Origin of the sequence: Funiculus sociatus GB2-C1 (assembly GCF_039962115.1) — a bacterium.
GTDB classification, from domain to species: domain Bacteria; phylum Cyanobacteriota; class Cyanobacteriia; order Cyanobacteriales; family FACHB-T130; genus Funiculus; species Funiculus sociatus.
Map to the genome: position 1 here is coordinate 19,296 of NZ_JAMPKJ010000003.1, position 13,210 is coordinate 32,505.

Annotated in this window: 9 protein-coding genes; 3 read left to right on the forward strand and 6 right to left on the reverse strand. The window is 47.8% G+C overall.

Going from position 1 to position 13,210, the window contains the following annotated elements:
• Positions 1-258: 258 nt before the first annotated feature.
• Positions 259-2,019 carry a pilus motility taxis protein HmpF gene (gene hmpF, locus NDI42_RS02345; RefSeq protein ID WP_190459694.1) on the forward strand — a complete coding sequence of 587 codons (1,761 nt, stop codon included), beginning with the start codon at positions 259-261 and terminating at the stop codon, positions 2,017-2,019.
• Between the two features lie 33 nt (positions 2,020-2,052).
• Here the strand turns inward: hmpF and tilS are convergent, their stop codons facing one another.
• The 3 genes from tilS to NDI42_RS02360 are packed head-to-tail and all read right to left on the reverse strand — an operon-like array spanning position 2,053 to position 4,549.
• Positions 2,053-3,162: a tRNA lysidine(34) synthetase TilS gene (gene tilS / locus NDI42_RS02350; RefSeq protein ID WP_190459696.1), complete on the reverse strand. Its 1,110-nt coding sequence runs from the start codon at positions 3,160-3,162 to the stop codon at positions 2,053-2,055.
• On the reverse strand, positions 3,162-4,193 hold the full coding sequence (locus NDI42_RS02355; RefSeq protein WP_190459698.1) for a glycerate kinase: 1,032 nt from the start codon (positions 4,191-4,193) through the stop codon (positions 3,162-3,164). Before NDI42_RS02355 ends, tilS begins: the two co-directional genes overlap by 1 nt.
• On the reverse strand, positions 4,193-4,549 hold the full coding sequence (locus NDI42_RS02360; protein ID WP_190459700.1) for a DUF565 domain-containing protein: 357 nt from the start codon (positions 4,547-4,549) through the stop codon (positions 4,193-4,195). The genes NDI42_RS02355 and NDI42_RS02360 overlap by 1 nt, the downstream gene beginning before the upstream one ends.
• A 130-nt stretch (positions 4,550-4,679) precedes the next feature.
• On the opposite strand from NDI42_RS02360, the gene NDI42_RS02365 reads away from it, so the two are divergent.
• Together NDI42_RS02365 and NDI42_RS02370 are read left to right on the forward strand one after the other, a co-directional pair.
• The gene (locus NDI42_RS02365) at positions 4,680-5,327 is read left to right on the forward strand and encodes a hypothetical protein (RefSeq protein ID WP_199311431.1); all 648 of its coding nucleotides are present in this window, start codon (positions 4,680-4,682) and stop codon (positions 5,325-5,327) included.
• A gap of 236 nt (positions 5,328-5,563) precedes the next feature.
• Positions 5,564-7,480 carry an ArnT family glycosyltransferase gene (locus NDI42_RS02370; protein WP_190459702.1) on the forward strand — a complete coding sequence of 639 codons (1,917 nt, stop codon included), beginning with the start codon at positions 5,564-5,566 and terminating at the stop codon, positions 7,478-7,480.
• A 68-nt stretch (positions 7,481-7,548) separates the two neighbouring features.
• Here the strand turns inward: NDI42_RS02370 and NDI42_RS02375 are convergent, their stop codons facing one another.
• From NDI42_RS02375 to NDI42_RS02385, 3 genes are all read right to left on the reverse strand, one after another.
• Complete coding sequence (locus NDI42_RS02375) at positions 7,549-8,625, reverse strand: coiled-coil domain-containing protein (RefSeq protein WP_190459704.1); 1,077 nt, start codon at positions 8,623-8,625, stop codon at positions 7,549-7,551.
• Between the two features lie 73 nt (positions 8,626-8,698).
• Positions 8,699-9,703 carry a coiled-coil domain-containing protein gene (locus NDI42_RS02380; RefSeq protein WP_190459706.1) on the reverse strand — a complete coding sequence of 335 codons (1,005 nt, stop codon included), beginning with the start codon at positions 9,701-9,703 and terminating at the stop codon, positions 8,699-8,701.
• A gap of 233 nt (positions 9,704-9,936) precedes the next feature.
• Complete coding sequence (locus NDI42_RS02385) at positions 9,937-13,158, reverse strand: ATP-binding response regulator (RefSeq protein WP_190459708.1); 3,222 nt, start codon at positions 13,156-13,158, stop codon at positions 9,937-9,939.
• Positions 13,159-13,210: the final 52 nt, after the last annotated feature.

Sequence of the window (13,210 nt, forward strand, 5' to 3'; positions counted from 1 at the left end):
TTTAAGTCTTGACGGCGCTGCCAATACGGGCTTATTCATCGAGTTTTTTCACAGGAAACTGACCACCAGTCATAATGGCTAAGAGCGGGGTGTCAATTACTCTCTTTCAAAGCCTTGTGGGTTGCCACTCCCACAACAGGGACACAAAAGGTTAGGATCTCGATTGTATTAGCCTTACGCAATTGTCACCTTATGGCTCTGGTTGGGCCAAAGGTCGGTCAAGAATCAGGCACAACACACATCAAGAGGACCATCAGTGTGCTGTATCTAGCAGAAGTACAAAAGCAGAAATCTGGGTTAATGGGTTTTAAGACCGACCTAAAACTGCTGGCTTGTCAGCGGACTGACCAGAGTTGGAGTGCGGTGACTGCTGATGAAGTAATTCCCGCTCCCGATGAAGCCAATAATTTTAATGCTGGCGTCTTGGTGTTAGTCGAGCTGAGTGGAAATAAACAAGTGCAGCGTCCGCCGACGGAGGCGGGGCGGCAGTTGGTGAGCATTTTGCAAAATTTCTCTCGCCAGCTGGAAAAGTCAAAAACCCAGGAAGAAGAAATTGAACAGTGGAAGCAGTCGCTGACTTATCAGAGTCAGGAGCTGAACCGTCGCGAGATGGAAATGGAAGCGCGGGTGGAACAACTGGCGCAGTTGGATGAAGATTTTGAACGGCTGGAGGCGCAGCGTCAGGAGATTGACACGGCGCGGGAGGAAACTCAGCGACTGCGGGAGGAGTTTGAGCGCAACCGCCTGGAGTTGGAGGGAGCTTGGGAACACCTGCGAGGCGAGACAAGACGGCTGGAGGAGCGACAGGCGGAGTATCAGCAGGGAACGGTATTAGATGAGGCTCAGGGGCAAAAGATTCGGGAATTGCTCGATCGTTTAGCGGGGGCGATCGCGCCCACTGAAGCGATCCGGGAACAACTGAATCTGGCTTTTGAAATTGTCAATGGGCAGCAGGAATTGCTTAACGGGCATTGGCAGCAGCTGGAGCAACAACGCAATAGCGCTACTCAGATGCAAGGAGATGTGGATCGGCAAACTCAAGAGCTGCAAAGGCGCACCGAGGAGTTGACCCAAGCTGAAAATGCTTTGGAAAAGGCGCGTTCGGAGCGGATGGTGTTTCAGAATGCTCTGGAAATGAAGCAGGAGTTTGCTCGGATGCAGGATCTCCAGTTGCGAACCCAACAAGAGCTTTACGAGCAACTTAACCGTCTGGCAACGACTTCAGCAGATGTCAAAATTAGTCAGAAAATCGATCTGGAAGCCCTGGAGAAAATGCCATTAGGAGAGCTGCAAGAAGTTGTGCAAAACTTGCAGCAGGATTTGGAAAAAGTGGTGCGCTTTGTCAACGACCAGGAAGAAGAGCTGACATTTCAGCGCCAGACGGTGGACGAATTGCAGGCGAAGATCAACCAAGCCAGCGAGTATGACCGGATGAGTCTAGAGAATGAACTGGCAGAGGAGCAGGATTGCTACCAAATGCTAGACGAAACGCTGGTAGGTCAACGCCGAAATCTGCGGGAGCGAGAAGAGATTTTGAACCAGCACCAGCGGGTGCTGCGGCGACGGCAGGGGGTTATAGAATCTGATGGGCAGGACAACCAGAAAATTGATTTGGGGCCTGTTCTGAGTCAGCTGGACGGGCAACGACAACAACAATCAGAGGAACTGCAAAAGCTGGAAAGTCAGGTTGAGCAGATGCGTCTCTCGATCAGCCAAGCGCAGGGAATGATCGATCATCAAGCTGGCGAACAAGAGGCAACTCGCAACCAAATTAAGCAGCTAGAGCAGAATTTGCTCTCGTCGAGGACGGCTTTAGCTGAACTTTGGGCCAGGGTGAATGTTTATCAGGAAATGCTACAGCCTTATCAGGATCGCGTTAATGAGATGCGGCAAAAGTTGGAAGCGATCGCGTCCACTTTAGCTCAGGTTCAGGAAACGGGTGACTATCAGCTGCAATCTATTGCCCAGATGCGGGAAGTTATCGTTAGTTTGATGAATGGGCAGTTTAATGCCGCGTAAAAATAGTGTTGAGTTTTGAGTTATTTTCTGAATTCAACACTCAAATTTCCACAAAATCCAGTCACCCCAGACTTGGGCGATCGCGCCTCCGGGAAACGGATCGGTTTGGGAACGGTTGGAAGCTGTAATTAAGGCTGTCAACTTTTCAATTTGCTCGAAGCTGGGGGCTACTGGTAAGACTAAGGAGAGAAACTGGCGGATAACCCGGCGTTGTAGGGCCAAGGGTGCTTGACGCAGTACGAGGCGATTTAGTCGAGTAGGGATTGGGGATTGGGGATTGGGAATTGGGGATTGGGGATTGGGAATTGGGAATTGGGAATCGGAAGGATTCTTACCCAGCCCCCAGTCCCCAGCCCCCAGCCCCCAGTCCCCAGTCCCCAACCCCTGATTCATAGCTTGTTCTAGTAGCTGCTGGGCCGCTGTTTCGAGATATTCCACATCTGCCCGGAGGAGTTCCGCGGTTTGGGCTAAAGCTTGCTCAACTTTTGGGTTGAAGTTGGTTTGTAGGTAGGGTAGTAACTCGTGGCGGATGCGGTTACGGGCGTACTTTCGGTCTTGGTTGGTGGAATCTTCCCAGATGGCAAGCTGAAAGTTTTGGCAAAACTGGGCTGTTTGGGTACGGGTGACTTCTAGAAGGGGACGCATGAGTTGCAACCCAGGATTTAATTGACGCTTCCAGGTAAGGGCTTGCAAGCCATCGGCACCGCTACCGCGAATTAGGTTATATAGGAGAGTTTCGGCGCGATCGCTGGCTGTATGACCTGTGACGATGTAGGGGGAGTTGTTGTCGAGTGCGATCGCGCTTAGAGCTTGATAACGCCATTGTCGGGCTGCTGCTTCTGAGGCGATATTTTCGGTTTCTGGAGCGATTTGCAGATAGAAAGGGATATCCCAAGTTAAGGCAAGATTTTCTACGTGGTTGGCATTTTCCTGGGAGTCTTTCCGCCAACGATGATCGCAGTGAGCAATTGCCAGATGCCATCCCCACTTTGGTTGCAAATCTAGCAGTAATTTAATTAAGCAGAGGGAATCTTGCCCGCCAGAGACTGCTACTAATAGCCTTTCTCCACGGGGAATCAACAGGCGTTGCAAGAGAGTTCGGTGCAGCTGGGCATGGAGAGGTGTCCAAGTAGGTTGTGGCATTAGCGATCGCTTGGTCGATAAACATCACCCGGTGAATGGTCTGCATTAATCTCAATCACCAAATCTACCCAGTTGGGATTTGTGGTTAGCGGTTTAATAAATAACTCTGGGTGCAGCGATTTCCAAAAAAACTTGACAAATTCATTAATTTCTGAATCACTCATTCCCGATTTACCAGCAGCGATCATTTCCCGTTCTGCCTGCTGTCGCCACGCTAGGGACAGGCGATAATCAACTGGATACAGTACCATCAAACGGTCTAATCGCGCCCAAAGGGGTAAATACTCCTCTAACCGAGCATTCATATCGCGGGCAAACGTCTTGTCATCGGCAGTTAGAATCGGCGGTGGCGGGTTCTCAAAGGCAACTGGGTCAATGGGGCGGACACCGACAAACCAACCTTCAAATAGGACAATATCGGCACCCTGGACAATTTCCGCCTGGGTTCTGTCTCCCGCACCGTTCCAGGCAGATTTATCAAAACGGGGGATGGGAATTGGTTGTCCGTCAGGATGGCGCAGGCGATCCAAAACTGCTAAACCCAGGTCTATATCGTGAGTTCCGGGTGGGCCTCGCCAGATAAGGCGTCTTTCTTGCTTTCTTAAGGCGAGGCGATCGCTATAGGTTTTGTAGAGGTCATCGAGGGAAAGGCTAAGTGTGGATTTTCCCAAGTGTTTGAGAATTAAGGTGAGGATAGCGGCCAAGGTAGTTTTGCCAGTTCCCTGTCCGCCTAAAATTCCCTGGATCAGGGGATGTCCCAACTGTTGCTGAGACTGCGCCAGTTGCATTGCTAAGGGAAGCCAGAGGTTCCAGAGAGTTTCTAGGCTGGAGACTGGGTGGAGATTTGGGTAGACACCCAGTAGGAGATGCGATCGCTCTCGAATAACTTCCTCAACATTAGCTGGTGTGATCCCGAAAGCAAGCGATCGCCGCTTATCTGATAACATCACTTCAGCCAAATATTCCAACTCGCCTGAAGTCGGCGTTTGTCCTGCTAAAGAACGATTAAGAATTTCACTCAGAGATAACATTAGGAACCTAGTTTAAAGGCTTCAATGAACAAGCTGTAAGTCAGTCCAATTTTAAGAGCGTTCAAAATTTCTGATAGTAAACTGCGACGAGGATTACCAACAGCCGCCTGCGGGGAAAGCGGCTTCCCGCCATAAACATATCGGCTGACGAGTTCAGTGAAGAAAATCAAAATTCCCGCCGCAATTATATCTACCTCAGCGGTTTGTCCCGACGTAGTGGGAATAGCAGTTCCCAGAAAGACACCAAACAGTAGACTAATAGTAACCAGTGATATTCGCCGCCAAGGATTGCTCAGCCATTGTCCCAGCCGAGCGGCGATAACATCAACAAAATTGTTCAGACGAGTCCTTTGCATGATCGGGGCTGACGAGTGAAGTTGGCATTAGCAGACTTTGAGCCAATATTTCATGCTCAGATGTCGTGCGTTCTATAACCCTGCTTCAATAATATTAGGGTGGCGATGCTTTCAAGAGCAGCCTGTTGTTATGGAGATAGTTATTGCTAACCAGTGGTGCGGGGTAAAGCAGTTAAAAATTATGAAAAAGCTTTTGAGCTTAAAAGTTTACCCTGGAGTTCTGATTGCTTTACTTTTAGGACTCTTTGTGTTGGGAACGCAGTTTAGGGTAGAAACTGAGTCAGCGTCGCCAGATGCCTCCTTTTTAAAGAAAACTAAGCCTTCTGTGTTGCTTAATTCTGAAGGCGTGGAAAAGCTAAAGACTTCTGCGTTGTCGAACTCTATCCGAGTTTCCCCACCCTCAGTCATTCCACCAGCCGTAGTTACGGATCTTCAGGGGGTTTTACGGGTGAGTAATCAAACCGATTACCCGGTGCGGCTGGCGTTCCTGGCGGCTATGGCACCGACTAAATTTTCTTCTGTTCCTGGGCTGTCTTCACCTAGTAGTCGCCCCTATTCTATGCAGCCTGCACACTGGGATTTTGCGCCTGGGGAAGGTGGCAGCCAAGGACTGATTGTATCCCTACCAAATGGTGATTTCCAGCTAAAAAAGGGGGATATTCTGGTGGCATTTGCCCAGGATGGCTCCCGCCAATACTGGGGGCCTTATGTTGTGGGCGAGACACCTTTGCCTGTATGGAATAGTCAGGTGTCGGAATGGCAGCTGGTTTTACAATGAGAATTTTATCGGTTGTTTGTTGGAAGCGGACAATATTTCAACTTGACAATTTGACAAACTTTTCTCCGAATAATAACCGGGAACTCCCGTGTACTGGCAGAGTCAGGAAATGCAACTGGGACAAGCGAGAGTATTAGCCCCTGCAACTGAGCATGAGCGTCGCATTTCCAGATAGATTAAGGTCTGGGAAGATGCTCTTTGGGGTTGCCCATTACTGAGGGACTGTTCGGGATTTCATGAAATTTAGGGTAGATCAAGCGCTTAGACGTGGGTGGAAATATTGGGATAAGCATCCAGGCGTTGCTTGGACGCTATCGATTCTGTGGGTGCTAGGGGTTTGCTGGCTGGCTTTTGTGTGGAATGTAGGCAGTATCGGTCTTATCGATGAGACGGAGCCGCTGTTTGCGGAAGCTGCCCGCCAGATGACGGTGACGGGAGATTGGATCACGCCGTTTTTTAATGGTGAGACGCGCTTTGATAAGCCGCCGTTGGTGTATTGGCTGATGGCGATCGCTTATAAATCGGTTGGCGTGAATGAATGGGCGGTGCGGCTGCCTTCTGCTTTGAGTGCGATCGCTGTGACTGGGTTAGCCTTTTACACGTTGCGATACTTTGGGGCTACTTCTGGTGTTGTTGCGACGGGGCAATCTAGCGTTGGCAAACGGACACCTCCCCAGTTGTGGCTATCGGCACTGCTGGGTGCAGCTTTGATCGCCCTGAATCCTGAAATGATCGTCTGGGGACGAACTGGCGTTTCTGATATGCTGCTGACTGGCTGTATGGGTTGTGCAATCCTATCCTTTTTTCTTGGTTATGCTCAGCCCTCTCGCCCAGCAATTCAGTCACGTTGGTATCTGGCGTTTTATGTGCTGGTTGCTTTAGCTATTCTTGCCAAAGGGCCGGTGGGAATTGTGTTGCCAGTGCTAATTATTGGGACTTTTCTACTTTATCTGGGCAATTTCTGGCAAGTTTTACGGGAGATGCGCCCGATTAGGGGCTTGGCAATTGTCCTGGCTCTAGCAGTGCCTTGGTATGTTTTGGTAATTTGGCGCAATGGGGAAGCCTACATAGATAAGTTTTTTGGCTATCACAATTTTGAACGCTTCACGGGCGTTGTGAATGACCATTGGGCCCCTTGGTATTTTTATTTTCTGGTGGTGCTGCTTGGTTTTGCGCCTTGGTCGATTTATTTGCCGATAGCGATCGCGCGACTGCGCTTTTGGAAACGCGATCGCTGGCGTCAACAACCGCGTTCTGCTCAATTGGGTCTATTTGCCCTATTTTGGTTTGCTGGTATCTTTGGCTTCTTCACAGTTGCAGTGACTAAACTTCCCAGCTATGTGCTGCCCCTGATGCCAGCAGCGGGGATTTTGGTGGCGCTTTTGTTCAGCGAACAGATGACCTTTGTTAGTCGTCCCTTGTCTGTGGTCACAGAAGAGTCGTCAAGCTTGAACCCTCAAACGTTGGATTCTAACAACCTTCCCATCCAACCTTCCCATCCAACCTCAAAGAACAAAGGACTCTTCTGGAGCGGCATTGTCAACGTAGTATTTTTGGCGGTGCTTGCTGGTGGTATTTTATACAGCCCAAATTTTCTGGGATACGATCCGGCTGTGCCAGATTTGCAGCAACTGGTGCAAAATTCCGGTTTGCCGGTGCGGGGATTTATCATCTGGGGAGCAGCTGCTGTTTCAGCAGCAGTGCTGTTGTGGCGACGCTGGTGGCGTTGGCTTTGGAGTCCCAATCTGATTGGGTTTATGGCTTTTATAATCTTTGTGTTGACACCCGCCTACTTCATGATGGATAACGCGCGTCAGTTGCCGTTGCGGGAATTAAGCGCGATCGCGGCTCAAGTTGAGCGGCCTGGGGAACCGATGGTTATGATTGGCTTCAAAAAGCCTAGCGTAGTATTTTACACCCAGCGTCCGGTAAATTACTTTGCCAAAGCTAGCTCGGCAATGGAATACATTGAAGCGATCTCAGCCAGTGAAGCTAAGCCACCTTCGGTACTTATTCTTACCGAGCCTAAATATTTGCAGCAAACAAAGCTTGCGCCTCATCAATACCAAACTCTAGGTAAAGTTGGTGCTTATCAGCTTATCCGAATCTCGAAACAAATGGTTGCTTGGAGCGAGGCGGCTCGATCCAACTAATAAAAGGCTCTGGCTCCCCTCCCCGCTGTTCGTGGAGGGGTTATATCCGTAAGTAACCGGATTTTATATCACTTAGTTTTCTGTAAGGTTTTTGCCTGCTCCAGAGTAATCTCTTTCAATGACTGGAAAGAACTGGCATTTGAGGCACCTTCAATTGCTTTAACAGCCAAATCCTGAACCTGTTTGAGGGCAAAGTCAAGTTGTTTAGAGAGGCTTTGAATTCGTGCTTCTTGATTACGAATAGTCTCGTCTAAGGATTGAATCTTTTGGTCGTGCAAACGCTTTTGCACTTCCACATCCTTAGCATACAAATCTGCCTTAATCTTAGTCTGGTGATGAGCAATTCCTTTGCCTTCTTCCTTGGCTTTTTTGATAGCAGCTTCCAATTCTTTCGGAAAAGCTTCTACCTTGGCTTTAGCTTCATCATATTGTTTTTCTCGTTCAGCGATCGCTTTCTCTCTCTCAGCCCACTGTTTATCTTTTTCTTGCTGGAACTCTTCTATTTCCTTATACAATCCTTTCTTGTTTTGGTCGTACTCATCTTGATTGAGTTTGCGTTGCAGTTCTAGCTCATACTTATATTCTTTTTCATCTCGCTGTCGAGTTTTATTCAGCGTCTCATTTCGTTCTTTAACTAAGCGTTTACGTTCTTCTTGCTCTTTGAACCAAGCGTTTTTTTCCTCCAACGTTTGTTGTTCCAAAGTTTCGCGACTTTGGCTTAGTTCCTCGCCAAATTCCTTGGCGCTTTCCTCATATTGTTGGATTAGTGTATCCAACATTCCTTCTTCAATTTCTAGAGCGTGCAGCTCTTGTAATTGTGTAACCTCTGTTTCTACATTACTTCTGAATTCTTGTAATTTAGAAGCTTCTAAGGTGAGTTTTTCCGACAATTCACTGACAGCACCACCAAAGCCTAATTGTAGCTTTGCGAGGCTTTCAATCACGTTACCCATTTTTTCTTGAGCCGCAGCACCCTGATTCATAGTCGTCCAAGATTCTAATGGTAGTTTATCTTTAATCGCAGGCGGTTTAGCTTCACTCAGTTGCTTAAGTTGTGACTCTATGGCTGCTTTTTCCTTGTTTAATTCCTCATACGCCGCTAAGATTTCAGCCTTGGTATTTTTATCGCTAGGTTTTCTCGCCATTGCTAATCTCCTAATTTGTTTTTCCCAGTCCCCAATCCCCAATCCCCAGTCCCCAGTCCCCAATCCCTAACCCCTAGTTCTCTCTTTTGGTTGTCAGCTTAGCAGAGGAACTTTCAAAAGCTCTCATGGCGATATCTTGTGCTTGCTTAGAGGCGGCTTGGAGTTGGGCGGTAATTTCTGTTATCTGTTCCATTTGTCTTTGAATTGTCTGTTCCAGAGATTGAATTTTAAATTCATTACTCTGTTTAGTAGCTTCCCACTCTTTCTCAGACAAATCAGCTTGCACCTTAGCGTCTTGGTGAACGTCTTTAATAGCTTCTTCTCTGGCTTTTTTAACAGCGTCCTCCAATTCTTTAGGAAATCCGTCTATTTTCTTTTGATGCTCTTGAAACTCTGCTTGACGCGCTGTTAGATTATTTTCTCGTTCTAACCATTGTTTTTCTTTTTCTTTCTCAGACGCTTGCAATTCCCGTTCTAGGTTTCGCTTGATTTCTTCGTACTCATCTGTTTCCAGTTTTCGAGTTCTTTCTAATTCGTATTGATAATCTTCAGTTTCCCGCTGGCGTTCTGCGGTTAATAAGGCATTTTGTTCTTGGAGTGCAGTTTCGTATTCTTCTTGCTCTTTTTGCCAAGATTTGCGGATTATAGTTTGCTGTTTTTGCAGCGCTTCCCGCTCAATTGCAGTTTTTTGTTCTAGCGCTTTTAAGTTTTCTTGGTGTTCTTGAGTTAAGATGTGCAGCGCATCTGCTACTATTCTGATTTCTTGAAGTTCTTGTAGGTGTTGGGTTTCAATTTCTATCGCCCGTTTTAGTTCGTTTAACTTTGATGTCTCTCCTGTTAATTTTGTGGAGAGTCCGGTGACGATGCTGCCAAATTCTAATTGCAGGTCTGCTAGACCTTTGACAATACTATCGACGGTATATGTAGACGCAGCTTGGAGAATTTCTTTGTTTTTTTCTTTTTCGGCTTCCTGTTCTTTTGTCGCTATTTTTGACTCGATTTTTTTCTTTTCTGTTAGAAGCTGCTTGAAGGCTTCAAGAATTTTTTCTTTGCTGTCTCTTGAGGCTATTTTATTCATGCTTTTTCTCCATAACAAAGTTGCTCTGTTGCAGGTGTTCCTACAGCAGAGTGCAGCAATCTGTCCGGGAACGCTGTCCTCTAGTAGAACATTTGTTCTAGTGCAATATACTCAAGGATTAGCAGTAATGTCAAGGAAAGAAATACGTAGAAGCTGCGTATAAAATTGCTTTAAATTAAAAATCACAGACCTGCGTAATTCCCAGGCTCAGCCTGGGAACGAGGGAGAGCAGGTTAGAAGCTTGTTTGGGCGAGGGAGGCGTGAATGTGGTCTAGCACTTCTGCCATTGACAGGGGAGGTACTGAGAGAATTTTGGTAGCGATCGCTCTCAAGGCTGCCTCAAACTTAATGGTCGCTTCATCCAAATTTCTCCCATCCCAGCGATGATCCAGCACCAAAATGGGCGGTAGAGCAGGCATCTGCTTCAAGGAGGTCAAAGCTTCCACCAGTGCTGGATAAGGCTTGATGTCCGCCAGATCGATGAGCAGTAAGTCTACGTTTTGGTGTTGCAGTTGACGGCATACTTCCGCCCAAGAACGCGAGAGTAAACTTTTAAACCCTGCGCTTTCCAGGTAGTGCAGCAGAGGGGAACCATTCGAGCTGCTAATTTGGGGGCTAGCCACAAATTGGGGGTCAAATGCTTCGCCTGTACGGTCGTAGGGAGAAGTATTTGCGCCTGTATCTATTCTCGATTCCCCAATTTCTTCGGTGGGGGAGAACACATCGGTGAGACTGCGGGCATCCACAACTAAAATATTTGATTGGCAGCTGATGCCAGCAGCAACTTGAATCACCTGCAATAAGGCATCCATATTCTCATGGCGATCTGATGCTAAACACGGAAATACGGAAAGACCAGTAACTTGATTTGCCGCTTGAGTAGTCTGGCGGTCTAAGGTTATTAAGGGTAAAGAGGCAAGATCAGTTAACGAAAGCTCCTTTAAGTAAGCCAGAGGGTCTTCTAAACCAGCACCATCGAGGATGACGACATTTGGGTGCCAAACACGCACCAAAAGTTCTGCCTGCTCTATATCGTCGGCTTCTAGAACTCGGTGCTTTGGCGACAGGCCCAATGCTGTAGGTGAGAATTCTATTGCTGCTTGCTCCTCAAAGGTAAGATGCAAAATCGTCAGACTGGGGGTAGGAGTTTCAGGTGCTTTTAAGCTAATCAGGCTGTGTCGTAATGCTTCTGTCTGTACTGGCAGGGTTAAAAAGCCATCTGCGCGGTTGGCCGATGCTTGCTCTTTTTCTCCTTGGCTTGCTGTCACGAGGACTGGGATGTGACGGGTTTGTTCATCTGATTTGAGCAGAGTCAAAACGTCCCAACCGGAAAGCAGGGGTAGTAAGGGATTGAGCAGTAAGGCTTGTGGCTGCAACTGGCGTGCTTTTTCGATTGCTTCTGTACCAGAACGAGCGATCGCATATCGATAGCCCAAACCTGTCAGTTGCTGGGTTAAATCTTCGATGTACTGGGGTACAGCTTCGACAATTAAGATTAACCGATTGCTAAATTTTGGATTTTGGGCTTTGGATTTTTGTTTATTAGAAATTGGGGGTTGGGAATAATCTTGCTCAGTCCCCAGCTTTTTAGAATTGGGTGGTGGAACAGGAGGTAGTAGCAGGGTAAACTGGCTTCCCTGACCAACTTTGGAGATAAACGAAATATCTCCGCCGTGCAGGTGAGCAAGGCGTTGGGTTAAAGCCAGTCCCAGACCTGTACCATCAAATCTGCGGGTGAGGGTATCTTCCAACTGTTGAAATTTCTGAAAGATTAAATGCTGTTTTGCTTCGGGGATGCCAATGCCAGTATCCCAGATAGTAAAAGCAATCCAGCCTTCCCAACAAGCTACTTTCAGACCGATTGCGCCTCCAGATTCGGTAAATTTGAGGGCGTTGGAAAGCAGGTGAGTTAGCATCTGGCGCAGGCGCAATTCGTCTGCCACCATTGTTTCTAATTCGGGTTCTATGCTGAGTGTGAAGCTGATTTCTTCTTGTTCAAGATCAGTTTCCAATGGTTCTTTACCTGGCTGGAGTTGTCGCGCTTGAGCAATGGCGCGATCGCATACTGTGGGAATATGCACTGGCTCTGGTGTCAGTTCCAGCTGCCCTGTCTCCATCCGGGTCAAATCTAAAATATCATTGACTACCGTCATCAACTGCCGCCCACTCTGATGAATCAGTCGTGCATAACGTGCCTGACGTTCATTCAGCTGCCCGATTAACTGATCTTTGAGCAAGCTGGCTAAACCTAGTACGCTCGTCAGGGGGGTTTTGAGTTCGTGGCTGATACAGGCTAAAAACTCATCCTTCATCCGGTTGAGTTGGACTAAATCGGCATTTTTAGCTGCTAATTCCTTGGCGAAGATGTGCTGCTCTGTTACGTCGGTTGCCATCACCAGCGAGAGGTCAGGGCTGAGCGAATGCAGGGGCGTTGTAGCGTTGTAGTTTTGTAGGTGTTCCCACTCCGATACTCGGATGCTCTTCTCCTCTACGTTAGTGCTGTTTTGGCGCAGGGGAATTGTGACAAATTGCCAGAGGCGATCACCTATCTTTTTTGTAGTTGGATTTCGCGTCACCGCCTCCCTAGAGGCCGTTTCCCTAGAGGCAATGGTTGCTTCTGTCGCTGATATTTGATGGTGATTTGTCTCGTCGGCACCTTCCCACCAATTTACAAATTCTGCTGCGGTACCCCTAGAACTTACGCCCACTAACTCCTGTTGCCACAAGGAATCTATTAAGACAGGTGCTTCAGGCTCTTCTAGGTGAGGGTCAAGACTTTCTCCTATCTGCTGTCTCCAGGTCAGATTCTGGGCGATAATTTGCCCAGTTATCGTTTGCAACCTCAAGGGCAAAGGCAGTTGTTCCAAGAGTTGAACTAGGGACTCTTTGGTACAGGCAGTAGGGGAAGTAGATTCCAATTCTCCTGCGTTCCAATTCTCCTGAGTTCCTTTGCTCCTGGGTTCCTGGGTTCCTCGGCTCCTTTGCTCCATTTCCCCTGGAATTTCTTCTATCGTTGCCAGAAATTTCACCAGACGTTGGCTATCCAACAAACCTAAGAATTTATCTGAGGGATCGACTACAGCCCAGTGTGGGAGATGTGTTTGGGAATTAGAAGAACGCAAATACAGCCAGAATTGGCTTAAAGAAATCCAAGCAGGCAAGGTTGCCACTTTTTCAATCAGCGGCAAATCCAGTTCGCACAGGGGTTGCTGCAAATCTATTGCTACCCCCGCAATTAGGTAATCTTGCTTCTTAAACTGGTTTTTTACGATCAGATGAGGCATAATTGCCCGGAGGTTTACTACTCCTAGCGGGTGTTGTTGTTCGCTCACCACCACCACGCGATCGCAACCGCCAGAGCGAAAAATCTCTAAAAGAGATGCGAAGGCAGCTGTTTGTTCGCAAACAGGAACTCGTTCAATAAATTCCTTTAGACTGGGATTGGTAATGAACATGACAAACCTGGCTCTTGGGAGAGTGACTTCTGCGCGGACGTACTTCCTTGGC

Coding starts and splice junctions, on each gene's coding strand:
- NDI42_RS02380 (WP_190459706.1), bottom strand. CDS start 9,703: ATGAATAAAATAGCCTCAAGAGACAGCAAAGAAAAAATTCTTGAAGCC.
- NDI42_RS02360 (WP_190459700.1), bottom strand. CDS start 4,549: ATGCAAAGGACTCGTCTGAACAATTTTGTTGATGTTATCGCCGCTCGG.
- NDI42_RS02375 (WP_190459704.1), bottom strand. CDS start 8,625: ATGGCGAGAAAACCTAGCGATAAAAATACCAAGGCTGAAATCTTAGCG.
- NDI42_RS02370 (WP_190459702.1), top strand. CDS start 5,564: ATGAAATTTAGGGTAGATCAAGCGCTTAGACGTGGGTGGAAATATTGG.
- NDI42_RS02355 (WP_190459698.1), bottom strand. CDS start 4,193: ATGTTATCTCTGAGTGAAATTCTTAATCGTTCTTTAGCAGGACAAACG.
- NDI42_RS02365 (WP_199311431.1), top strand. CDS start 4,680: ATGGAGATAGTTATTGCTAACCAGTGGTGCGGGGTAAAGCAGTTAAAA.
- NDI42_RS02385 (WP_190459708.1), bottom strand. CDS start 13,158: ATGTTCATTACCAATCCCAGTCTAAAGGAATTTATTGAACGAGTTCCT.
- tilS (WP_190459696.1), bottom strand. CDS start 3,162: ATGCCACAACCTACTTGGACACCTCTCCATGCCCAGCTGCACCGAACT.